Here is a 23,690-nt window from a genome sequence, read left to right on the forward strand (position 1 = left end):
AGGCGCGAATGCAATGACTACAACTCGGAGAGCAACGCCAGAGCTACGGCGCGTTGCGGTGCCGTCAACCGGTGGAACTTCAACAAGAGCGTTGCCTCGTCGTCTGCTGCGGCATAGAAATAGGCCTCAGGGACGTCGAGCACCGTCGAAAGGCGGTGGACCATCGTGTAGTCGGGCGCATGTTTCCCGCGCTCGTACTGGTTCATCCTGGCGCTCGCAGACATCTCATCTATTCCAGCCAAGACGCCGAGGCGCTCTTGAGAAATCTTGGCTGCTAACCGGGCAGCTTTAAGCCTCTTCGCAAAAACCGACAACACGTACCCCAAACAGAACTAGCCGGGGATCGTCTTGTTATCTCGTACGCTTTACACTAAGGATTACTTAGTATTTGGCGTTTTACTCATCGCAACGGAGCAACCCATGACATACCGACTTGCAGCATGTACACGCGGCCTTGATGGCCACACCGCAACCCATCGGCCCGTGAGGGCCAACGTTCCGAACGCTCGGGGGATCTTGTTTTCCAAGTATTTGACCCCCGCAATCAGGTGGGGGTTGGCCCATGGGCTGGTCAAACGTGCCCTCTGGGCCGTGTGGTGCGGCTTCGCTCTAGCGGTACTCGCAGGGTGCGAAGGCGAGAGCCGGTCAACAACGCCGGCTGCGGAGGGCACACAGCCCGTAGCTCAGGCGTCGGCGCCTGCCCAGCCGCCGCCAGAACCAGCAAAGGTGTCTCCAGAGGCCAAGGAGCGCGCCGAAGCGTTGGAGTGCATGAAGACTTGCCACGGGCGTCTCACAGAGGAAGGGAATGCGACGCCACTTCCGCTTGGAAACTCGTTTGCCGAGGCGCTGAGTTCAGACAGCAATCTGCTACAGCGTTTCCTTCAGGTTGCTAAAACGCTGCCGTTCGATCTACAGCCTTTGGACGGAGTCGATCTTTTGAACAACCCGAAGATGCCGCTGCAAAGTGCTGATCCGATGACCATTGAAAGTGGCGGCGCCTTGTACCAGGTTTGGGGAACCGTGAACTATCAAGCCAATGGCGTTAAGTACAAGCCGGTCGGATACGTGGCCAGGGCAAATTACCTCTACGGCGCGTTGTCCGTGATGGTTGATGTCAAGACTGGATCCATGGTCGTCACCTATCGCGACAGCTCCCACTTCTTTGTGCGTGGCGAGGAAAACTCTGGTGTTGCCATCGCCCACCACATAGCCCGTGAGATCTACGAAGAGCGCAAGAACAACGACCACTGGCGTCTTACGTCGGACAACGAACTCGCATTTCCATTGAACGACGAACACCTCACCCTCGCCACGAATCGGATGTACCAGATCGCCGCGGTCTACAAAAATGGGAATGCGCTCGAACTTGCGCGCTTGTCGCTCAAGTCAGTCCTTCCGACACCAGATCCGTCCACCGTGTGGTTCTCTGCAAACCGCTCGCACAGCGAGTGCTTCGAAACCCGGGGGCCGGCGCACAAGCTCAGCGAACTCAACGGCTTTCAGGGCTTGCGCACGAGCGAGTTCAAAGACGCTGCGGGAAGGCTGGAAAAAGTTGAAGTGATCAAGGAAGACGGTCGAGGATCCGAAACGGTCTGGACGTACTACAAGAATCAATCGCTCTGCGTTGAGCAACAGGTGAACGTGGGCAACAGACTCGCAGACAAATACCGATAGCTCAAGCCCGAACTTGGTCATCGCCTCCGACGAGGATCAGATTGTTGCTTGAGCTTTGGCTATGGCCGCGCGCTTGCCCAGCTTCATAGCCGACTGAATTCTCAGAAGGGCACCAGCCCTCGGCTGAGCCTTGCCTGTCTCCCATTTCCAAACCGACAAGGTCGAAGCTTCAACGAGACGGCCCATTTCGCTTTGCGTGATGCCAAGACCCTTGCGAAACTCTGCGAAAGCTTCGTGATTGAACGAACCGAGCGAACCTACGGGCGAGCGTGCAGCAGGCGCCGTCGGGGCGGGCGCCGGTGGCATCACGACGGCAGCGGTCTTGTGGGTCACGCGCTCGGCACGGAACAAGCGCCCTTGTAGCGCGCGAAGCTCGCGCTTGAGGCTGGCGATGTCGCTGCGCTGAGCCGTGCACGTCTTGCGCAACGCGTCGAGTTCACCTTTTAGCTCTTTGCGAGCGACGCGGGCAATCTCTTTTTTAAGGGAGTCGGCAAAGGTTTTCATGGCCCACATACTACGGCCAGACGATATCGAACGAAAAGCCGACGTTTCAATTTGCCGCTGAAAGCGCAGTCTCCAATACCAACTTGTCCGCGGCCGCCAGGCGCAGCGATGCCATTTGAGAAACGGGAACGAGCAGCACGCACTGACTCTCCCAACCCATGGCTGCAGGCGTACCGCCCAGCCGCTCTGCCAAGTAGTAGCGGGTGTAGGTCTGGCTGCGTTGAATATCCAGAAGATGTTTGAGCAGCCGCACGCGAAGGCCGGATTCTTCATATGCTTCTACGAGCGCTGCGGCCTGCAGACTTTTCCCATCGGGGCGGCCTTTGGGAAACGTCACTTCGTATCCGCCGAATTGGTTCGTCGGGCCTACCAACCAGAAGCGGCCATCGGGCTCCCGGATGACCACCCCAGCAGCGGGCGCGAAGCCCTTGGGAGGATTGAAGGGTGGGTCTTCGGCGAGCGACGTTTGAGCCATTTCCTCCCAGCCTTCAGCGCTTGTTGGCGCATCTACCCAAGGCGCAAACACAACGCCCTTTAGCGCCGAAGGCATCTGTCCGCCGGGCAAGATGGCACCTGTGGCCGTGGCATCGCTCCAAGCCTCAAGTGGTGTTGCCTTGCTGGGCCGCCGGATGATGACCGCCTCGCCGGCATCACCCGGTTGAGGATGGATGCTCGCGCCTGGTGGAAGGTGCCCAGTCTTAAGCGCGCTGGTCATTGCTGTGGCCGCTGCAGCTTGTACAGCACCGACCAGACGTCGTGGTACAGATCTGCCCGCGCTCGACCCTGGCGCTCGGCCACTTCGTTTTTGAAATTGTCGTAGTCCAGATCTTCGACAAGGCGCGACATGGCCTCGGCTACCGCGACTTGCGGAGCCACAGCTCGAAACCGGTAGTCGTTCGTCGTGCTCTCTTGAATCGCACTCAGCTCAGGCAGGAACTGGACTTTCAGAGCTTCCAAGTCCGCGCGCACCCGTGCTCGCACAGTCAACGTCTTCTTTTTGATATCGGTGGGCTTGCGCACCACGCTGAAAAATCCTACAGGGGTCACCAACCACATTGCTCATTTCCCCATCTCTGTTTGTCCAACCATGTCATACCTGTGCGGCAATATCTAGTGGGATGTCCCACTCTTTGGGGCTGGTCGCTTTGGTGTCGTAGAAATGCGCCGTGAGCTGGATGAACCGCAGAAAATCCTTGTTCTCGGTGGCGATTCGATTGCAGGTTCCCCAGTCCACCTCCAGGCGCTCACGGGCCGGAATCTCGATCGCGCTGTCATCGGCCGGGTTGTCGGGATTGAGACGGATGACGCCGATGCCGTGCAGCTCGTTGAGCAAGCGAAGCTCGGTCATCGCATCGTCCTTGATGTTGACCGCCACCAGGTAGCCGTAGTTGGCCCAGCTGGAGTTCGAGACCGCCTGGAAATAGTACTCACGGACCTTGCCGCGCGGCACGTCGACCTTCACCTCAAAGGACCACAGCTTGGCTTGCGGAGCGCCGGACTTGGCGCTCAGGGTCTTCATCTCGTAGCTCCATCCCGAGGCCAGTTCTTCCAAGCCCACCATGTCAGGGTGCAGCCACTTGTTGCCTTCCTTGCCTTGGGTGTTCGACGACTTCTTCTCGTCGATGCGCTTGGGGAAAATCTTGCGGTGCCGGGAAATGAGGAAAGTGGCAAGCAGTGGGTAGAGCGCGTGCTCACTTTGAGCCGGGGCTTCCACAACTGGAGGCACGGGGATGGGATCGGCCAACTCGATGGAAGAAGCTTCCGACGACCACCAATAGCGCCGCGGCGCTTCCTCTGAGCGATGCAATGAAGGGTATTTCACCAGCCACTGAGGTCCGCCCGCACCGATCTCGGCGGCGATCTGCGCTGGGTCCTTTTCCGCGAAGCGAACGGGAAAGGCCAGCTTCAACCCGTCGGCCAGCTCGCGGGACTTGAACTCCTGGCCAGGGTGGGATTGCAGGAACTGGAGGACGGCATCTCGGAGAGAGAGGACTTTGAGGTTGAGCACGCGTGAAAAGGCGATCGATGTAGATCACCTTATTCTACGAATATCGTAGAGCAATAAAAAAGGCATTCTACGAATATCGATGAATGCCTCGGTTGTCGGATCCTTCCTCGCTCTTCGGGCGGCGCTTGCGCGCTGCGCGCAGACGAGCGGGAATCCCTCAGGACCAGCTTGGGGTGAGCATCGGGTTGGACGAAGGTTCAAGCAGCGCGCGCATGAGCAGGTACGAGACCGGTGTGCATGAGCCGCCATTTGCGACCGCGCTGAACTTGGCCAAAGTGCTCGAGGTGCCGGTGGCGTACTTCTATTGCGACGACGACCGGCTGGCGGACTTCTTGATTCAGTACGGAAGTCTGGACGCGCGTCGCAAGAACAAGGTGCTGGCGCTGGCTGCGGAGTTCAGCTCCGAGATGGGATGAGAGGAATCTATCAAGTGCCTTTCCTTTCACAGGTGCCCGCTTCGTACTGATCGCCGAAGCTGCAGTGCTCCGCAGGTGAGCGCAACGTTAGGCCCACTCCACCTCCACATGCTCGGGCTCTTCGTATGAACTTCGACCTCGCCGCCGTTCTGCCACTCCTCACGCCGAAGGCGATAGCTTGGGCAGAGGAGCGGGAATCCGAGATACTTCTCTCTGGCAAGGCCCTTCCGGAGGAGGACTTGGCGCTCGCTATGCAAGTCGGCGTTGCCAATCCAGAAAAGATTCGCCTGGTATTCGTTACGCATCTTCCGCTGCCGGCCGATCCAATGCTTCGCCAAGCCGCATTGGCAACTGGCCTACTTGGTCCAAACATGATCGGTCTAACTCTCGGCTACGGCATCTACATATGCAATGGTCACAACTCTGCGCGCCTACTCTCGCACGAGTGCCGTCACGTTCACCAATACGAACGGGCGGGGTCCATCGCTACCTACTTGCCCAAGTACCTTCAGCAAATTGTGGAGTTCGGCTACACCGATGCGCCGTACGAGGTCGACGCCCGTGCACATGAAGCAGTCACCTAACGTCTTCTGGCGAAGCCCATGTCGAATATTGGGTGACTGTTTCGCAGATGTACGACGCTGCTGCTTACCGAGAGCAGGCGAAGGAGCCACATAGGTATGGGACAGCGCGCCCCTGCAGAGTGGATTTCGAATCCCAAGACCACTTCAGACTGCAAGGGGCGTGCATTCGCAGCTGTTGAGCGGCAACTGTGACCCGCAAAGCGATCACACGAGTATCGACAAGGTTGATGTCAGCTGCACAGCTTTGACCAATGACATGTTGCAGGGGCCGTCGCGTCCAAGTCGGGCCATTCGGCCTATGGTCCCGCTGGTGCAGCGCTAAGGGCCGGGCCGCTGCGCAATTGATCGAGTACTGCCTGAAGCCGAGCCAGTAGGTCGTCGTAGGTGATGATGTCAACGATCCCTTTGGAATCGCGGCGCAGCACTTCGAACTCGCGTCTCTGCGCCTCTGACAGCGTGTTACTGCGCCCCATGATCACAATGCCTGAGGGATTGATGATCCTGATCTTGAAACCCGCTGGCAGGTCGGAATTTAGTAGCTCGGTCAAGTAGTCCTCACCTTTCCCTCCCCACCGGCTTAGATGCCTCAGGTAATGCGTGACCTGACCCATCGCGCCGACCAAGTCTCGCATTGGCAGGTGGTGGTCGCGGTAGCGCGCCGGCAGCATGATGGGCTTGCCCATCGGCTTCTTGATCTCGATGACGTCGACGTTGCCGGACGCATCGACCAAGAGGATGTCGATGCGCCGCCAGGTGGAGGCGTCGGCGTCGAAAAGCCTGACCTCTGTGAAGGCCTTGATGTACCTAGGATTCAGCAGCAGGATGATCTCCACAATCTCCAATTGCCACTGCGCCTCCGACGTCCCGGCCTCATTGGTCAGCATGGCCTGCAGCCGGTCCAGAGCAAAGGCGTATTTGGCGACGTCGAACTTGCGAAAGGATTCCTCCAAATTCGGAGCGGTCGCGGCAGTGCGTTTGTCGACATAGGCATTTAGCAGCGCTTCCGCGTCGACTGCTGGCTCGGTGTATTGGCGAACCACGGTGTCGACGCGTGCCTGGACATAGCGGCGTAATTCGTATGGCGTCGGGAACTGGTTCAGCAGTCGTTCATATTCAGCGATCGGGATGGCATCTGGGTCTGGCCCGCCGATGACGATGCGCTCAAGGCCGAGGCCCTGGACAACGCCGAGGATGGACACCTTGCGCTCTGCGCTGAACCATTTCCAGTCAGGTTGCGCATCCCGATGAAGCAGGACAGGTGTCTCAAAACCTAGAACCTCCGGCTTGAACCGGAAGTACTCGCCTTCTGCCGTCGCGATGGCAAACACCAATCGATCGTCTTCTGCCCACAAGATGTCATCGTCATCGCTGGCCGCATCTTCTGCAGAGTTCTCGACGAGATCCTGCGACGTGAGGTGGAACGTGCCCTTCACCAGCAGCTCTTCGCCGCGCTGGAACCTTTCGCGAACCCAACTGGTGTCATCGCGTGGCCGGTAGACAAGGCGGAACTCGTCATCGAATATTTCAAATTCGACAGCAGGCTTGGTCATAGGCAATCCTAGAAAAAGGGGTTTCTCCGCATCTAGCAGCCCATGGGAAGCAATCGCGCTTGGAGTTTTGACCTGTCGGAGTTTTCCGGGGGAAGGTCAGCTGGGTTGCAGACAGTCTTGCTACGGGATGAACGGCTGCAGATGTCGATACCAAATATTGAGTGTCCAAATCGCATCCGGTAGCAGTGCTTAGGGATTGACTCTGTGCGACAGCGAGTCTCCTTGCGGTATGTGCCTCGCGCCGCTAGGCTGCCTTTTTTTGCATGTCGGCGATTAGCTCCAGCCGCGGCGAGCCAGCGAGCGAGTCGCGCTTCAATTTAAGTGCGTCGATCATGGTTTGGTTGGTCAGCAGGAAATTGTCAAGCAACGTATACCAGTTGAGCACGAAGCGCTTCATGCGTGCGTCGTCGCTGACCAAGCCAGGAAATCCCTTGGCGACTTGGCCCTGCATGCGGCTGCGAATCTCTGTATCCGTCTCGGATATCTTGCGCCCGATCAGAATGAGCTCGAAGTGCATCGCATCGCTGCTGCCAAACTCCGGGTGCTTTTTGATGAGCTGCGCGTAGCCATCGAGCTGCTGAAGGTGTTTGTAATTGAGCGCGATGCTTGGCCGCTTGATCTCCACCACGATACATCGATAAATCTTGCGGCCCATCGAGTCGTGGTGTGAAACTTTGCGGGCGAGGAACAAATCCGGCTGCTTTCTAGCGCCGTCGATGGTTGTGGATTCATCCGTGCCCAAGTCGTCCAAGGTGATGTCGTCGATCCCCTTGACCGCGTCGCGAAGCGACTTGGCGATCTTGGTGAACGTATCCTCCTCGGCTCCAAGCGTCTCGTAAGAGCTACCGAAAAGCCAAGTGTTGGCCTCGATGATGCCCTGCAAGTCCGGCGTTTCAAGCGTCTCCAAATAGTGGTCGTTCATCAGCGTCCGCAGCTTGTCGGCTACCTCGTGCCTTCGGCGGAGAACTTCGATCGCCGACACTATGCTTTGCAGCGACACACTCTGGAGCTGCTTTGCGAATAACTTAGTCGAGACGTCGTCGAGCTCCAACACGCTGTTGAGCACCTCGAAGATCGCGTCGTTCTCGTTGGAGACCGCCAGTTTGTCGAGGAGTCGTACAAAAATCTTTTTCTGGCTTTTTTTGAGCGACTTCAATGTCGTCGGATCGGCCGTGTAGATTGCGCGCAGGATGCTCTTGGTGTTTTCAAACCGCCACTTCTTGTAGTCTTCCGGTAGGCCGGCGTACGTCGGAAAGACGCCGTCGGCGACGTAACCTTCAATCTCTCGATCGAACTGCTTGCGCAGGAAGTCCTCATACACGGACTTGGTGATCTTGTTGAGTTCGCGCGCCACCTTTCGCCATGTCTCTGACTCGAAGCCTGTCGCGTCCGGGCTAGCTAAGTCACCTCCGCTCGGCATGAAGTCGTCTACCCACTTTGAGCCGACGTAGATGCTGGTGTGGAAGTTTCCCTTGTGGTTGAACGTGCTCAGCTTCTTATCAACCGTCTTGCCCGACGAGTTCAAGAGGTAGACGTAAGACTTCTCAGAGCCTGGTTTTAGATCCCAGCGAAGGACCGACACCTCGAAGTCATGGCCATCGATGGAGAGCTTGCGCGACGTGAGGTCGTGCGACGGTACCGCCACCTCAGCTCCATTGAGGCGGAGCCTCTTCGCGGGGTTGAGCGCAAGGAACCAACCGAACTCGATGGACAGCAGCTTGCGAAGTTCCGCGGTCGTAGGCAGCGGGGCATGTAGGTTGGGCAGCTCCACGGTCGTGCCGGTCTTGCCCAAATCCAACCCTTTCGGCAATGCCGACGGCTCCACTGAACGGCCCTCATAGTTTGTGAGCGTCGCGCCGTTCACTTCGATTCGAGCGGGCCCCGACCCGGCGGCATTCGTCCACCAGATGGCCCGCTCGGCGAGTCTATGGAAAGACAGTCGGCCACGACCATGCGAGCCATGCGTAGTTGCGTCCTCCTTCTTACTGGAGTCGTTGAACCGGCCAAACGTTTCGGCGTGCGTTTCGAGCTCGATACCTTCCCCATCATCGGAGACATCCAATCGGGTCGCGCCGCCCATCGGGCCCTCGTCAACAATCACTTCGACGTTGGGCGCCTTAGCATCGAAGCCATTCCAAGCCAGCTCAGAGATCGCGCGCCACGGATCGGTGGTTCGAAAATGCTTCTTGATCCCCTCCCCATTGATCTCTGTCTTTCCTGAGATTTGTCGAGTCGCCATGCTAAGTCTCTTGTTTGTTCGTCTTGCCCGCGCAAGGTGCGGGCGAGTTCAGCATGCAGTTTAGTAGCCTCGAGTGTTGCGACGACGAAAGCCGACTCTTGATCCTCCGGGTAAGAATGCCTGGCGACGGGAGACTGCATCGAACGCATGGCGCGGCATCTCTATGGCGGTAGTGGCGTGGGCATCACTTCTTTCCCGGCGATCCGGTTGGCGACTGGACGACGGCATAGACTGCCTGCGGCCGCTCAGCTTTTCGACTGAACGACTGATCCCGTCAAGAGCTGCCCGTCACTAGCTGCTGATGACGATCGAAAACGACGAGGAGCAGGGCTGTCTTCGCACAGCAATTCGCTAACTTGCGACCGCCTTCTGAAGAGTGCAGGCACGAACGAATTCGCGGCCGAAAGGAGTTTGGTCCACTACGGAAAGCGCTCCTACGCCGCCCCAGGCTGACGCAGATCCAATGAGCCCCAAGCGAGCCAGGTTTCCCAAGGCCACCATCACCTCATCTGAGGGCTCCGGGTGTGAAGTGGGGTGCTTGGTGCCGTCCGGGATAGGCTCGAACGTTACTGCCATGGGCAGTTTCGCGGTTCGGATCGCCTTGCCACCTTCGCGCGCTTGATCTACGGAGTAGATGACCTGCAAGGCATGGGCGTCCAATGGTTCGAGCTCTGCTAGTACAGACACGAACGGTCGCTGAACTTTTACGCCACTCGCGGCGTTGCTGAAGTTTAGGAGCAGGTTCACCCAACGCTCTTGAAGTCCTTCGTCTTCTGCTAGCGAAGCAGCTTCCAGCAGAGGCACCAAGACAGACATTGGCGGGTCGCTCAGCGGAACGTCGTATCCCAGTTCCGCCAGCTTCGCCTCTGCCTTCCTCTTGAGGGCCATCTGGTTGGACCAACGACGATAGCGCAGGTTGTCCGTCCAGATGCCCGCCTGCTCGGTGAGCGGCTGCCGAATGAACTCGCCGATGAAGCTGCCGAGTCCTCGCCCGGCATCGACAGCTTTTCCGGAAGCTTTCGCAACCTCCTGGGTCGCTTTCGCCCATTCGTCAGTCATGAACCCTCACCGCTATTCAAGGAACTCTTTCCACAAAACCCACCAGCATTGGCCGTAACGGTCAACACAGGCGCCCTAGGAAGCAGCCGGCAGGTCGATACCCTGCACCTTTGATACCGCCACCGAGAGCTTGTATTCGAAGAGCTCGACATCCTTGATGGAGGCACAGGCCAGTCGGATGTCTTCTGACATCGTGCGACAGACGATGATGCCGCGCACCCGTTGCCCCTGTTCTGCGAGCTCTAGGCGAACCCAGTTCATGTAGCGCAGAAGCTGCCCGACAACCCGATCGTAGCCGCGGGAGACTTTGAGCTCGATCACCACGATGGCGCCTTTAGCGTCCTGGGCAAGGATGTCGATTCGTCGACCATTTCCGGCGTCGGCCTCAATCACCTTGAGATCCTCGTTCTCGTAGAGTTTCAACCCTGCTTCGATCACCTCCAGGTTCTTCGCGAGGTAGTTCTGCAGGTCCTTCTCAAGCAGAAACTGGGTTGCGCCAGAGGATAGTTCAGAAGCCTCCTCGTCACCGTCCGCCAGATCGGCGGCGGTGCTAGCCGCCTCCTGAAGCGCGACATCACCCTCTACCATCTCGTGAATGGGAGCCGGGTCCTTGCCAGACTCATACAGACGGAACTGGCCTGGTCCAACCTTGAAGAGCAGGTCATCCTCCTCGCTCATAGAGGGGTGATGCAATCGGTTCTTGTCGTTTGTGGAGCACAGGATCAGGTTAGCGAAGATTCCTCTTGGCTTAAGCAGCGGGTAATTTTGTGCGAACCACTCCAGCGCCCTCGACGTCGTGAAAACCTGTCCTGGCTTCAGCTCCCAGGCCTCGACCATGTCTTTGATGAGTGCCTTTGCAGACTTCTCGTAGATCCTGCTTCCCATGTAGGAGTCACCTTAGATAGATTGGCAGTTCAGAAATTCGATCGATGACGCCTAAGGCTATCCGAAAAACCCTGCAGATAATGTCTGCGTCAATGTCGCGAGCCTTGCCGGGAACGGCGTCTTGAAAGTACTCCAACCAAATGACATCGGACCACTACGGCCGCAATGGACTCCAGCTTATCGCGCGAAGTGGCAAGCGCGCACGGGTGTCGAAAGTGCTGGCCTCAGGTCTCGAGAAGTTCGTCCGGATTGCCGCCCAAGTTCGCGATGAGGCGGTGTCGCGCATCGGTGGCGGCGGCAGAGACGACGGGAATGTCCGGGCGCTCGGCCCCTTTCCAGTCAATGTGCTGGCTCAACTCCAGGCGCCCGTCGACGGCGTTCTGGTTGGCGATGGCAGCGCGTTGCAACAGCTCGGCCAGATGGACTTTGCCTTCGGCTACGGCGCACATGATCCGTTCGTAGTCGGTGATGTCCACCACGAAGATCTGGTTGAGCGGCATGCGCTCGGCGCCGGGCGTGTCGCTGGAGAAAAGGGGGATGTCCGGCATGAGCTTCTGCGTGCCCTCTCCGCTGACCAGCAACAGGTCCCGGCTGGTGATCACCATGAGGAAATCTTTCTCTGCCCCCGCGAAGCCCGGGTGAAGCGTGCTATCCGGCTGGCGCACGCTGTGCGCCACCTGCAGGCCCTGCTGGATGGCTTTGCGCACGCGCTTGATCTTGTCGCGCAACAGATTGGGGTCGTCTTCAAGAATGACGTCGTCGTGGAAATGACTCAGCTTCGCTTCGATGAAGACGTTGCAGCTACCGAAGGGAATGGCCACCTCGACCGCATTCCCCAGCTGGCCGCACTGCGCGCGGTAGGCCGCTTCGGTAATGCCCTGCGGACAGGCGTTCATGGCCAACTCGGTGACGTAGCTCTCGAACACCTTGCTGTACGTGTCCGGGTAGTCCTGTCCCAATGCGTTCAGGCGAAGATGCACCGCGTTTTCGAGCCCGCGCGTGAACACCACCGGGTGCCACAGCTGAAAGCGCCCGTCCTGCAAGCGCAGAAGAGGGAAACGCTGCAGGTAGGGGAACTCGTTGAGTTCGGCCATGCCGCGTGTGCGCTTTGCCGCTTCGGCCTGCAGCTCATCGCGCAACTCGCCCATGTTGCGGGCGAACAGCCGGAGAAACGTGTCTAGGTCTGCGCCGTAGTGAGGCGAGAGTGGCGCGAGCACGTTCGTCTCCAGAAAGCGCTCCTGGTCCTGCAGGAACGAGAAAACGGCCATCGCTAGGTCCGCATACCGCTCTGGCTGCATCCCCATCGCTTGCACAAACAGGTCGCGCGCGCGGTGATTTTTCGGCAGTCGAGCGATCAGTGCCGGCCAGCGCAGGAAGCTCCAGCTGGGACGCCGCTGAAAGTCGAACTGCACGTACATGATGCGCCGCATCAGTCGCCATAGGCCGCCCGCGGCCGCGTATGTCTCTCTGTCTTGCTGGCTGGTGTCCCACAGCTTCTGCATTAGGGCGAGGTGCTGCCGGATAGTGTAGGACTGGTCCTGAGGCGCGAATGCCAAAGGCACGCGCTTGTCCTGGAGCGCCCACTTGACCACAAGCAAGTGCAGCCACGGCATGCTCTTGACCATCTCTAGGTGGTTGCCGTGTTCCTTCCACAGCTCGGCAAGCGCCACCTTCACCACGGCATGCGCACCGTGCCGGCGAACCACATTGATGACCTCGCCGTAGACCTTCTCGATGCCGGGGCGGCGCACCGGTGCCGCGGACTGCACCATGCGCGCATACAGAGGGGCGGCGAAGACGGGGAGGGTGGATTTGGAGGGAGGGGTGACCACAGGCAGGTTTCGCGAGATGGCGCCGCGAGCGGCCTAGGCTAAGGCGCGGAAAACAAGATCGATGCGATTGTGGCCGCTCGGCGCTGGCTGTCGAGTCGCACAAAGCCCCGAAAGTCTGATTCAACCAAATCAAAGTCTAGCAAGCGGCTGACCAACGGGTTAAGCAAATGAGCGACCGCTCTGCAACCAATAGCGACAGTTCGCCCGCGATGAGCGAAGGACGGCATTCGCTGCCAAGCCGACTTCTAGGGCAAATTCTGAGGCACCAACAGCGGCTGCGAAGCCGCGCGACCAAAGGGTTCGGCGTCTCGCCGAAGTGCGGTCGGAAAGAGAAACAGTGAGAGAACTTGGCCTGAATCCGAGAGAAAGTCGCCTGAGAATCTCCATAGAGAGAAACGGATGGCTCCGGAGCCCGCATGAAACGGGGCATTGCGCACGAAAAAAAGCCCCTGCAAAGCAGAGGCTCCAGACTTGCTGGCGGTGGACCTAGGTTTTGGCTAACCCCTCTCAGATGTGAAAAACCAATGTTAGTGAGCGTAAACATGAGGTTTTTTGCCGGTACATATAAAAAAGGGTGCGCGTGCGCGTGGGCGCGCGCAAAAACGAAATTGGGGCAACGAGTGTGCAGGTGACTCCGGGCCAGGTTGACGCCTGGTGGGCATGCGGCCCGGGAGTCCGACGAATCGCCGTACCCCTTGACGGCGCGTGGCATGCATCAAAACTTTTTTGTTGCGGCAACTTGAGAATGAGGTGCACAAGGAAGGGATGCAGGCGTGGAACCCAGGCCTGTTCAGGGCGTGCACAGCGGCCTTCAGGCACGTTAGATCGGCTCGCCTGTGGGGCGGCCTCCATCCCTCCGACAAATGCCGCCTGGGCGCCTCGTTGCGCCTTCCTGCCTGGGCCTGTCGTTGCCATGGGCGTCCGCCCAGTTCACGCCGTATGGGCTGTTGGTGTGGTGGGCGCGTCGTGGACGTGAGTCTGCCGAATCCCCAAGGCCACGCTCGTATTCCCGCAATCGTTCAGATCTGAAAGCCGGCGATGGCGATCTCCTCGGGCAGATGCGGGACCGATGTCAGATCTGACATCACCGGGTGTCAAGGTTCAGATCTGACATGAACTTGCTGCGAGAGCCCGCACCTGGATCGAATCTGCGCCAGGACAGCGGCCGCGTGGCATGTCAGATCTGAACGGGGGATGGCAGCGCCGGCTTTCAGATCTGAACGACTTGCGGATCGGCCAAGCAGCGCATGCCTCAAAAATGAGGCAGCCCCTTCGGCATGCGGCTTCGCGGTTCTCCCGTGGTCACTCCTGCGGGACCGCATCGATGTTTAGCAGCCTTGGAAGGTGATGTGTTGCGTTGAGGCTACGCGCCAAAAATCGCCTGCTCTAATTGCTCTAATACGTCGATGTCGCTGCGTGTTCGTGGAACGGCTGCGGCGTGTGCGGTTCAAGAAAGGGAAGGGTCTGTGTCTGACTTGCTGTGCGAAGAGGGCTGATTTTTCATCTGAAATTGGGATGGTGAGGAAGGGGTTGAGGAGTCGTGATAGTTCAATTGAGGGACTCAAACAACGGAGCATCCTCATGCACCCTCTCAAAGATTTCATCGCTCCTCGCGCACTCAAGCAGATCGGCGCCCGCATCGCGAAGGCCAGGCGGCTGCGCGGCTGGAGCTGTGGCGAGTTTTCCGGCCAGGTGGGCGTTTCCGTCAGCACGGTCCATCGCATCGAGCAAGGCGACCCAGGCGTTGCCACGCGCTCCCTTGTGAATTGCCTGGTGGTCTTGGGAGTCTTCGAAGATCTCGACAGCAGTTTTCAAGAAGACCATGCCGCTCTTGAGCAGGCCAGGTGGGACGGTCCAACAGCAAAGGCGAGGTCGACCCCGGCCGCGAGCATGGAAGCGTGCAGCCCTGACGCCACCGATTTGCGTCCTTTGCCCCCGGAGGCTCAACTGCTGTTTCCCGCGGTGTGGCCGCGGGACTGTCCCGAAGAGCCTCTGGCGGTAACGCTTGGCAAGCAGGGATTGCCGGTGGGCGAACTGCGCATCCACAATTCCGGCAAGGCGATGGTTTCTTCTTTTCGGCACGTGCGGAGCTGGTTGGCACATGAGAACTTTTTCTCTGTCTCTCCGGAACTGAGCAGCACGCTCGCACCTCACTGGCGCAAGTCTGCGCGCCCGGGAGGCTGCCATGTCTTCGGTGCCTTGGCCGACACGTTGCCGCGCGGCTTTGGCCTGCGCGTAATCGAGAAAGCCCATGCGCGGGGCCTGCTCGAGCGTCGGTCGTCGGACGCGTTCAGCCCTTTGGAAGAACTCGTCATTCACCTGGACGCCTGCCGAAAAGGTGCCTTGCGCGTTCGGTCGGCCTCCTGGTCCTCCCTTGCTTTGCTCGCCAAGAAGATTCAGTTGCCGGGCCTCTCACAGCTTGGCGTGGTGAGCGCGGCGATCAAAGCCTTCGAGGAGGGGTGCGAGGATGAAGAGCAGCTGCTGATGCTTTTGAGGTGTGCCACCTCCTTGGGCGGTTCACAACCCCACTGCTCGTGGACACAAGAAGATGGGCGGCTCGCCATTGCCAAGTTTCCCAGCATCCATGACCGCTATTCCCTCGCCAAGGTCGAGATGCTCGGGATGCAACTGGCCAAGGCCGCCGGCATCGACGTGGTGGACGCGAGGTTGGAAGACGTCCAGGGCGCACCCGTTCTGGTGTCACCGCGCTTTGATCGAGTCGAGGATGGCGGGCGCAAGCACTGCGTGGGAGCCCGAGGTTTCTTGCTCGCGGAAGAAAACGACGAAGTGACCTATCTCGACCTGCTCGAGGCCATGCGGCACCACTGCAAGGATTTTGAGGCAGATGCGCTCAAGCTCTGGCGCCGCTTGATGTTCTGCCTGCTGATCAACGTGCCGTGCAGCCACTTGGAGAAGATTGACTTTCTGTTCGTGGAGAAGAAGCACTGGCGTCTGGCCCCGGCCTATGGCATTCGGCCGCGCGTGGGTGCTGAGGTGGTGTCCCGTGACGGTGAGGTCCAAGCGCTTTTGGAGGCCTCTGCGGCCTTTGGCATTCATCGCGCGGATGCGCTGACCTACTTGCGCGATCAGCTGAAGGTGCTCAAGGGCTGGAAGGCGATCGCGGAGGATTCCCGTATCGGAATGAGTGTCGAGGAGGTTGAGTTTTTTTCGACAGACATTTCTCGGATTGAGAGTTTTTCAGCGTAGGGGGACGAGCTTGTGGGAAGTGGCGCGCTCGGCGTGCCGGGGTTCTTCGTCACCCCGCTCCCAGATACTTCTTCACCGTGTTGCGAGCCATGCCTGCATGCGCAAAGGTTTCGCGGATGAACATTTGCTCGCGCAGTGTGCTGCGGCACTCCGTCCATCCTGTTGCGCCGAACGACACGCGTGACGGCAGGTTGGGAAGGGTTTATACCTACATACCTTTCGGTATTGGAAAAATACCATAAAGGAAGTTCATCCTACTTATTGGTATCATTCGAGGGTGCTAGAGCTTCGTCACTCTCGCCCATTTCTCTGGAGCGTCACTATGCCTTCGATCATTGTCCCTGTCCCCGTCGCGCTGCCATCCAAAGGGAGCCGTTTGCCCGCATCGAAGGAACGCGCATGAGCCAGGAAGCATGGCACCGTTGGGGCCCCGATGACGAGCGCGGGGCAGTCAACCACATCGGTCCGGAGCAAGTCCGGCATGCCACCACGCTGGTACGGACCGGTGAGGTGCTGCGTCTGGCTCAACTTCTCTCACCTAAAACGCCGGTTCCGTCGCACCGCTGCGGAATGCAGCACTTTATGGGCCGCGATGGTGGCGACTACGCGGTTGCCAGTAGTCGCCGCCCGGGCGGCTTTCAATTCGCGGAAGACACGGTGGTGATGCCGCTGCACATAGGTACCCATGTCGATGCGCTGTGCCACGCCTGGTATGACGACACGCTCTACAACGGCTATCTCGGCGACTCCATCCGAAGCACCACGCGCGCGCAGCGCCTGGGCGTCGAGAAGATGCCGCCCATCGTGACACGGGGTCTGATGCTCGATCTCGTGCGTCTCAAAGGCCGTGTTCTGGACCCGGGCGAGTCCATCGGCGTGGCCGACCTGCAGGCGGCGGCTCAACAGGCCGGCGTGGACCCTGGCAAGGGGGACGCCGTGCTGTTGCGCACGGGGTGGCTGGAGTCTCAGCAGGGCGTTGAAAGGGTGTCATTCGATACCGAACCCGGCATCGACGAGGAAGCCGGCCTGTGGCTGGCGCGCCGCGATGTGGCCATCGTGGGCGCCGACAATTTCGCCGTCGAGGTGCTGCCCTTCCCGAGTGGCAAGGTCTTTCCGGTGCACCAGCGGCTGATCCGTGACTACGGAATTCCATTGCTCGAAGGTCTGATGCTCGACCCACTGGTGGCCGCTGGCCGTTCCGAGTTCCTGTTCGTGGCCAGCGCGCTGCCCATTGTGGGCGCGACGGGCAGTCCTTTGTCTCCAGTGGCGGTGCTCTGAATGTCCCAGGCCAAAAAACGTCCTCTTGAAGGCATCCGCGTTCTGGAGATCGCCTCCATGATCTTCGGTCCGCTTGCCGGGCAGTACCTGGGTGACATGGGTGCCGAGGTGATCAAGCTGGAGCCCCCGGAGGGCGACCTCACACGCCACATCGGCCCGCGCCGCTCCGCGCGAATGGGTTCGTTCTTCCTCACCAGCAACCGCAACAAGCGCAGCATCGTGGTCGACCTCAAGCGTGCGGAGGGCATGGAGATCCTCCAACGCCTGCTGGCGCAAACCGACGTGCTGATCCACTCAATGCGCAGCCCCGCCGCGACGCGACTGGGACTGGACTACGCCGCTTTGGCCGACAAATTTCCGTCCCTGGTCTATTGCCACGTCACGGGTTACGGCAACGATGGCCTATATGCTGGAAGGCCGGCTTATGACGACATTATCCAGGCCGCCTCCGGGCTGGCCATGTTGCAGACCGTGGTCAGTGGCCAGCCGCGTTTCATTCCCACCATCGTGGCCGACAAGATCAGCGGATTGCACGCGGCGTACGCCATCATGGCCGCGCTGATGCATCGCGCAGGCACCGGTGAGGGACAGCAGGTTGACGTGCCGATGTTCGAGACCATGGCCGCATTCAACATGATGGAGCACCAATGGGGTCACACCTTCGAGCCGCCACTCGGTCCGATGGGGTATGAGCCGGTGAGTTCTGCCGCGCGCCGACCCTACAAAACGCAGGACGGCTATTTGGCCCTGCTGCCTTACTCCGACTCGCACTGGCGACGATTTTTCGAGTTGGCAGGTGCGGCACAGGTCATGGAGGACCCACGCTTTGCCACTTTCGCCGAGCGGCAGAAAAACGTGCAGCTGGTGTGGGCCGAAATTGAGCGCCAGGTCGGCACCAAGACCAATGCCGAATGGTTGCAGCTGTTGTCGGCCGAAGACATTCCGTTCTCGGTGGTGAACCGCCTCGAAGACCTGCCCAACGACCCGCACCTCGACAGCGTGGACTTCTGGCAGATTCGCGAACACCCGACCGAGGGCGCGATGCGCATGCCCCGCAGCCCGATGCAGCTGAGCGCCTCGCCCGCCGACATCACGCGGTTGCCGCCCAACCTGGGTGAGCACGGCGCAGACATTCTGCGCGGCTGTGGCTATAGCGATGCCGAGATCGAACGTTGGACCCTGCCCGGTGGCGTCTGCGCCGCCGCTAAATGATTGCCCGAGACCATGATTCCACGCACTTTGTTTTCACCGGAGCACGAAGCCTTTCGCGACACCGTTCGCCGCTTCATTGCGGAGCACGTCACGCCTTTTCACGCCGAGTGGGAAAAGGCGGGTCAGGTGCCACGCTCCTTGTGGCTCAAGGCCGGTGAACTCGGCCTTTTGTGCTGCAACGTACCGGAGGAGTACGGTGGCATGGGCGGTGATTTTCTGCACAGCGCGATCCTGATTGAAGAGATGGCCCGCGTGGGCGCCACCGGCCCGACCTTCTACCTGCATTCGGACATCGTCGCTCCCTACATCCTGGACTTCGGCACCGAAGAACAGAAGCGCCATTGGCTGCCGCGCATGGCCACGGGCGAAGTCGTGGTGGCGCTGGGCATGAGCGAGCCGTCCGGTGGGAGTGATGTGCAGAACATCCGCACGCAGGCCATTGCCGATGGCGACGAATACGTCATCAACGGCCAGAAGGTGTTCATCACCAATGGCCACAGTGCCGACCTGTTGGTGCTGGCCTGCAAGACCGATCCCAAGCAGCGCGCCAAGGGCGTGAGCCTGATCCTGGTGGAGACCGACCGCGCTGGCTTCACTCGCGGGCGCAAGCTGGAGAAGATGGGCTGCAAGGCACAGGACACGTCCGAGCTGTTTTTTGCCGACCTGCGCGTGCCGAAAAGCAGCTTGTTGGGCACCGAGGGCGGTGGCTTCGGCATCCTGATGACGCAGCTCGCGCAAGAGCGCCTGGTGCAGGCTATTCGAGGCGTCTCCAGCGCCGAGGCCGCACTTGAATGGACACGCGAGTACACCGCCGAGCGCAAGATGTTTGGCCAGACCCTGGCCGACTTCCAGAACACGCGCTTCACGCTCGCCGAATTGCACGCACAGGTGTTGAGCCAACGAGTGTTCGTGGACCGCTGCATCGAACTGCACCTGCGCGGCGAGCTCGACTCGGTCGACGCGGCGGCCTGCAAGCTCGTCACGACCGACTTGCAGTTCAAGGTCATGGACCAGTGCCTGCAATTCTTCGGCGGCTGGGGCTACATGTGGGAATACCCGATCGCCCGTGCTTTCGCCGATGCGCGCATGTGCCGCATTGGCGGCGGCACCGCCGAGGTGATGAAACAGATCATTGCTAACACTCTGCTCCCCAAGCGTCGACGCGATGCCTGAAGAGCCTTTCGATTTCACCGTTTTACACAGTAGGAGACACACCATGTACAAGATCCGCCGCACCTTCATCCAGGCCACCGTGCTGGCTCTCGCCCCCATCGCCCTGAGCGGCCATGCGCAGGAGGTGAACTACCCTACCTCGACGGTAAAAATCATCGTGCCCTTCTCCGCGGGTGGCGCGGCCGATGTGCTGACGCGGCAGTTGGCCGAGAACCTGCGCGCCAAGCTCGGCCAGAGCTGGGTTGTGGAGAACCGCACGGGAGCCGGCGGCAACATCGGCATGGAGGCCGTGAAGACTGCCGCACCCGATGGTCACACAGTGTCTTCGGCCACCATCGGCACCTTGTCGATCAACCAGTTCCTGTTCTCCAACCTGTCTTACAACCCCGCGGCCGATTTCGTCTACGTCTCCAAAATCTGGGAGAACTGCAACGCCTTCGTCGTGGCGACATCGCACCCCGCCAACACCGTCAAGGAGTTCCTGGACTGGGCCAAGGCCAAGCCCAACGGTGTGACGTTCGGCTCGGCGGGCGTGGGCACCACACCGCACCTGGCCGGCGAGCTGTTCCGCGTGCGCACCGGCATTCAGGCGACGCACATTCCCTACCGCGGCGCGGCGCAGTCCATGCCGGCCCTCATGTCCGGCGAGACCGACTTCGCGATCGACAACATCGCCAGCTACACGCCGCTCATTCAGGCCGGCCGCGTCAAGGCACTTGCCGTCACCTGTCCTCAACGCTGGCCCACCATGCCCAACGTGCCGCTTATGGCCGAGGCCGGCGTGCGCGACTTTGTGGTCACCTCCTGGGGCGCTTTCGTGTTGCCTAAGGGCACTCCCATGGCGATTGCGAACAAGTTGTCCAACGCCATCAAGGACATCGCCAGCGACCCTGCTGTGAAGGAAAAATTCCTGGCCACCGGTGCACTCGCCGTCTCCAGCACGCCCGCCGAGACGGCTGCCTTTGCCGAAAGCGAACGCACGAAGTGGCGAGAGGTGGTGCGCATCTCAGGTGCGAAGCTGGATTGAACCAATGACGACTCTGGACCAGCACTCGCCGCAGGCCAGGCTTGGGGCCGAACGATCGCCACTCGCCATCGGCAAAGCACCCCGGGGTGAGCGTCAGCGCGTGGCCGTCATCGGCGCCGGCGCTGCCGGGTTGTGCGCCGCCCGGCACTTGCTGGCGCGCGGCATCGAGGCGGTCGTCTTTGAACACGGCAGTTGCATCGGCGGCCTCTGGGCTTACGACAACGACAACGGCTCTTCTCCGGCGTATCGCTCTCTTCACCTGAACTCCGAAGCCCGGGTCACGGCCTACCGCGACTTCCCGTTCCCCGAAGGTGGTCCGCTCTACCCGGATCACCGGCAGGTGCGGCGCTACCTCGAGTCGTACGCCAACACCTTCCACGTCACGCCCCACATCCGCTTCAACGCCCGCGTGGACGCGATCACGCCGGAGGGCGACAACTGGAGCGTTCGGCTGCACAACGGCAGCACCGACAGCTTCAATGCCGTGGTGATCGCCAGTGGTCACCAGAACGTGCCCTCTCACCCGGTCTGGCGTGAGCAGTACACCGGGGAATACCTGCACTCGCACAGCTACCGAGTGCCCGAGCCCTTCCGCGATAAACATGTGTTGGTGGTTGGCATGGGCAACAGTGCCGTCGACGTTGCCGCCGACATCTGCGTCGTCACCGCGTCCACCACCATCTCCGCACGCTCGCCCGTGTTGATGATGCCTCGCATGCTGTTTGGCGTTCCGACCTCGCGCGTGCTGGGCAAGCTGGAAAAAAAATGGATGCCGTGGCCGGTGCGGCGCACCATCCGCGAGCTGCTCACCTGGACTGTGCACGGGCGCATGGAGCAATGGGGTTTCACCACGCCCAAGACGCGCACGCATCCGACAAGCCATCCCAGCCTGATGTCACATTTCGTGTGGGATCGCATCAAGGCCAAGCCCGGCATCGAATCCGTCCAGGGGCAGGAGTTCCGCTTCACCGATGGCAGCACGCAGCGTTTTGACGCCGTCATCGCCGGCACGGGCTACCACGTGGAGCTGCCCTTCCTGGCGCCCGAACTGCGCCCGCTCGAAGGCCACCGGCTCAAGCTCTTCCTGCGTGTGGTGCACCCTGAGCAACGCGGCCTGTACTTCATGGGCCTCTTCAACGTGGCCGGCGGTGGCAACATCCGCATGATGGACGACCAGGCCGAGTGGATCACCGAACTCGTCAGCGGCACCGAGGCCCGACCCGATGCCGCCGACATGCAACGCGTGATGGCCGAGGAACAGGCGTTCCTGCGCAAGCATTACCCGAGCAGCCCGCGTTACGCACTGGAACTGGACCCGGTGTTCTACCGGCGCCAGGTCGAGCGCGAACGCCAGCGCGCCCGCGCAGCGGCCGGCCGCCGCCCGGTCGGCACACCTTCAACCCAGCAACCCGAGTGAGAACGCCTTGACCCTGCGCGACAAAGCCTGTGTAACGGGCATTGGAGAAACCGCCTACTTGCGCGGCTCGACGAAAACGGCCGTCGAACTGCAGTTCGAATCGTCGCTCAAGGCCATCGCCGATGCGGGCCTGCGGCCACCGGACATTGATGGCGTCATTCCCGTGGGCATCGTCAGCGCCACTGCCGAAGACTTCATTGACAACTTCGGCATTCCCGACCTGCGGTTCTCCGCCGTGGTCCCGCACGGCGGCGCCAGCCCGGTGATGGCATTGCAATGCGCTGCCGCTGCGGTGGCTGCCGGCGTGTGCAACCACGTGCTGATCACCTTCGGGCGCAATGTCACGGCGGCGGCCAACAACAACAAAGCCGGCGCGCGCATTCACACGATGCCGCAGTTCCACTACGTGACCGAGTTCGAGTACCCCATGGGCGCCATCTCGCCAGCGCAGTTGTACGCGCCCATGGCGCGGCGCCACATGGAGCTTTACGGCACCACCATCGAACATTTCGGTGAAGTCGCCGTGGCCTGCCGCGAGCACGCCCTGCTCAACGACAACGCCGTGATGAAGAAGCCCATCACGCTGGAAGACCACCGCCACTCGCGCCTGATCGCCGATCCGTTTCGCTTGCTCGATTGCAGCCTGGAGAGCGATGGCGGGGCGGCCGTTGTCGTCAGCTCTGCCGAGCGCGCGGTGGATTTGCGCCACCGTCGGGTCTTCATCTCCGGTGTCGCCGCCGGGCACCCCGATTCGCCGGCCTCGATTTCGCAACGCCCCGACATGACCAGCCTGGGTATTGGCAAGGCCGCACCACGCGCTTTCCAGATGGCCGGCGTGACCCACGCCGATATCGACGTGGCAGAGATCTATGACTGCTTCACCTATGCCGTGATCCGCCAGTTGGAGGACATGGGGTTCTGCGCCAAAGGCGAAGGAGGGCCCTTCGTTGCAGGTGGGCGCCTGCGCCTGGGCGGTGAGCTCCCCACCAACACCCACGGTGGCTTGCTGTCGCAGGCGCACGTCTGGGGCCTCAACCATGTGGTCGAACTGGTGCGGCAGCTGCGCGGCGACGCTGGGCGTGCCCAGGTCCAGGGCGCGGAATGCGGGTTGGTCACGGGCTACGGTGACATGGGCGATGGCGCACTTGCCATCATGAGAAGGGAATGAACATGACAACGGACTCCAGCGCCCCGCGCAAGCCTCCCCAACAGGGCACAACCCTGTCCGCCCCATTCTGGGAAGCCGCCCGCGAGGGTCGGCTGGTGATTCAGCGTTGCTCCGATTGCGGCCAGCTCCGCCACTATCCCCGCCTGTTGTGTAGCCGCTGTTTTTCGGACCGCTGCGACTGGGTGGAGGCATCGGGCGAAGGCACCGTGCACAGCTGGACCGTGGCGCACCATGCCTTCCATCCAGCCTTTGCCGACGAGCTACCCTACACCTTGGTCACCGTGGATCTCAAGGAAGGTGTGCGCGCTTTGGGACGCTGGCGAGAAGGGAGCACACCGCGCCTGGGTTTGGCGGTGCGAGGCGGGTTCGAGCCGCGCGAAGACGGCGTGGATCTGGTCTTCCAGGCCGTTGCCGGGTAAGGGCACAAATGCGGAGGCTATACTGAAATGATGAAGAC

Annotated in this window: 21 protein-coding genes; 11 read left to right on the top strand and 10 right to left on the bottom strand. The window is 60.6% G+C overall.

The features are described 5' to 3' along the window. Positions 1-17 precede the first annotated feature (17 nt). On the bottom strand, positions 18-317 hold the full coding sequence (locus F9K07_RS07880) for a helix-turn-helix domain-containing protein (RefSeq protein WP_328794029.1): 300 nt from the start codon (positions 315-317) through the stop codon (positions 18-20). 409 nt (positions 318-726) lie between these two features. On the opposite strand from F9K07_RS07880, the gene F9K07_RS07885 reads away from it, so the two are divergent. Further along, entirely contained in the window at positions 727-1,674 is a 948-nt protein-coding gene (locus F9K07_RS07885) for a hypothetical protein (RefSeq protein WP_236581830.1), read from the top strand. A gap of 36 nt (positions 1,675-1,710) precedes the next feature. Here F9K07_RS07885 and F9K07_RS07890 read toward each other — a convergent pair whose 3' ends face one another. Genes F9K07_RS07890 through F9K07_RS07905 form a run of 4 tightly spaced genes read right to left on the bottom strand, consistent with a single transcriptional unit; the run spans position 1,711 to position 4,186 of the window. After that, positions 1,711-2,178 carry a helix-turn-helix domain-containing protein gene (locus tag F9K07_RS07890; RefSeq protein WP_159591098.1) on the bottom strand — a complete coding sequence of 156 codons (468 nt, stop codon included), beginning with the start codon at positions 2,176-2,178 and terminating at the stop codon, positions 1,711-1,713. Between the two features lie 46 nt (positions 2,179-2,224). After that, complete coding sequence (locus F9K07_RS07895; protein ID WP_159591100.1) at positions 2,225-2,893, bottom strand: NUDIX hydrolase; 669 nt, start codon at positions 2,891-2,893, stop codon at positions 2,225-2,227. Further along, positions 2,890-3,234, bottom strand: a complete 345-nt coding sequence (locus F9K07_RS07900) for a hypothetical protein (RefSeq protein WP_201451534.1) — start codon at positions 3,232-3,234, stop codon at positions 2,890-2,892. The genes F9K07_RS07895 and F9K07_RS07900 overlap by 4 nt, the downstream gene beginning before the upstream one ends. A gap of 34 nt (positions 3,235-3,268) precedes the next feature. Then, on the bottom strand, positions 3,269-4,186 hold the full coding sequence (locus tag F9K07_RS07905; protein ID WP_159591103.1) for an HrgA protein: 918 nt from the start codon (positions 4,184-4,186) through the stop codon (positions 3,269-3,271). Positions 4,187-4,269: 83 nt separating this feature from the next. Between F9K07_RS07905 and F9K07_RS07910 the strand changes: the two genes are divergently transcribed. Both F9K07_RS07910 and F9K07_RS07915 read left to right on the top strand, forming a co-directional pair. Next, on the top strand, positions 4,270-4,602 hold the full coding sequence (locus tag F9K07_RS07910) for a helix-turn-helix domain-containing protein (protein WP_159591106.1): 333 nt from the start codon (positions 4,270-4,272) through the stop codon (positions 4,600-4,602). A 125-nt stretch (positions 4,603-4,727) separates the two neighbouring features. Then, positions 4,728-5,186, top strand: a complete 459-nt coding sequence (locus tag F9K07_RS07915) for a hypothetical protein (RefSeq protein ID WP_159591109.1) — start codon at positions 4,728-4,730, stop codon at positions 5,184-5,186. Between the two features lie 296 nt (positions 5,187-5,482). Here the strand turns inward: F9K07_RS07915 and F9K07_RS07920 are convergent, their stop codons facing one another. The 5 genes from F9K07_RS07920 to gapS1 form a co-directional block, all read right to left on the bottom strand. After that, the gene (locus tag F9K07_RS07920) at positions 5,483-6,736 is read right to left on the bottom strand and encodes a Shedu immune nuclease family protein (RefSeq protein ID WP_159591112.1); all 1,254 of its coding nucleotides are present in this window, start codon (positions 6,734-6,736) and stop codon (positions 5,483-5,485) included. Positions 6,737-6,980: 244 nt separating this feature from the next. Then, positions 6,981-8,975: an ATP-binding protein gene (locus tag F9K07_RS07925; protein WP_159591115.1), complete on the bottom strand. Its 1,995-nt coding sequence runs from the start codon at positions 8,973-8,975 to the stop codon at positions 6,981-6,983. Positions 8,976-9,326: 351 nt separating this feature from the next. After that, complete coding sequence (locus tag F9K07_RS07930; protein ID WP_159591118.1) at positions 9,327-10,034, bottom strand: Abi-alpha family protein; 708 nt, start codon at positions 10,032-10,034, stop codon at positions 9,327-9,329. 75 nt (positions 10,035-10,109) lie between these two features. Further along, complete coding sequence (locus tag F9K07_RS07935; RefSeq protein WP_159591121.1) at positions 10,110-10,919, bottom strand: endonuclease NucS domain-containing protein; 810 nt, start codon at positions 10,917-10,919, stop codon at positions 10,110-10,112. A 224-nt stretch (positions 10,920-11,143) separates the two neighbouring features. Beyond that, positions 11,144-12,751 (bottom strand): GapS1 family protein, encoded by a 1,608-nt coding sequence (gapS1, locus tag F9K07_RS07940; RefSeq protein ID WP_159591124.1) that lies wholly within the window; start codon positions 12,749-12,751, stop codon positions 11,144-11,146. A gap of 1,581 nt (positions 12,752-14,332) precedes the next feature. Here gapS1 and F9K07_RS07945 point away from each other — a divergent pair. From F9K07_RS07945 to F9K07_RS07980, 8 genes are all read left to right on the top strand, one after another. Further along, entirely contained in the window at positions 14,333-15,958 is a 1,626-nt protein-coding gene (locus tag F9K07_RS07945) for a HipA domain-containing protein (protein WP_159591127.1), read from the top strand. 399 nt (positions 15,959-16,357) lie between these two features. Then, entirely contained in the window at positions 16,358-17,236 is an 879-nt protein-coding gene (locus F9K07_RS07950) for a cyclase family protein (protein WP_159591130.1), read from the top strand. Then, the gene (locus F9K07_RS07955) at positions 17,237-18,448 is read left to right on the top strand and encodes a CaiB/BaiF CoA transferase family protein (RefSeq protein ID WP_159591133.1); all 1,212 of its coding nucleotides are present in this window, start codon (positions 17,237-17,239) and stop codon (positions 18,446-18,448) included. Between the two features lie 12 nt (positions 18,449-18,460). Further along, on the top strand, positions 18,461-19,621 hold the full coding sequence (locus tag F9K07_RS07960) for an acyl-CoA dehydrogenase family protein (protein ID WP_159591136.1): 1,161 nt from the start codon (positions 18,461-18,463) through the stop codon (positions 19,619-19,621). 43 nt (positions 19,622-19,664) lie between these two features. After that, on the top strand, positions 19,665-20,648 hold the full coding sequence (locus F9K07_RS07965) for a Bug family tripartite tricarboxylate transporter substrate binding protein (protein ID WP_159591139.1): 984 nt from the start codon (positions 19,665-19,667) through the stop codon (positions 20,646-20,648). A 4-nt stretch (positions 20,649-20,652) separates the two neighbouring features. Next, entirely contained in the window at positions 20,653-22,065 is a 1,413-nt protein-coding gene (locus F9K07_RS07970; protein WP_159591142.1) for a flavin-containing monooxygenase, read from the top strand. Between the two features lie 7 nt (positions 22,066-22,072). After that, complete coding sequence (locus F9K07_RS07975) at positions 22,073-23,233, top strand: thiolase family protein (protein ID WP_159591145.1); 1,161 nt, start codon at positions 22,073-22,075, stop codon at positions 23,231-23,233. Then, a complete protein-coding gene (locus tag F9K07_RS07980) occupies positions 23,230-23,652 on the top strand; it encodes a Zn-ribbon domain-containing OB-fold protein (protein WP_159591148.1) in 423 nt (140 codons plus the stop codon). The genes F9K07_RS07975 and F9K07_RS07980 overlap by 4 nt, the downstream gene beginning before the upstream one ends. Positions 23,653-23,690: the final 38 nt, after the last annotated feature.

The organism is Hydrogenophaga sp. BPS33, from assembly GCF_009859475.1.
Taxonomy (GTDB): domain Bacteria; phylum Pseudomonadota; class Gammaproteobacteria; order Burkholderiales; family Burkholderiaceae_C; genus Hydrogenophaga.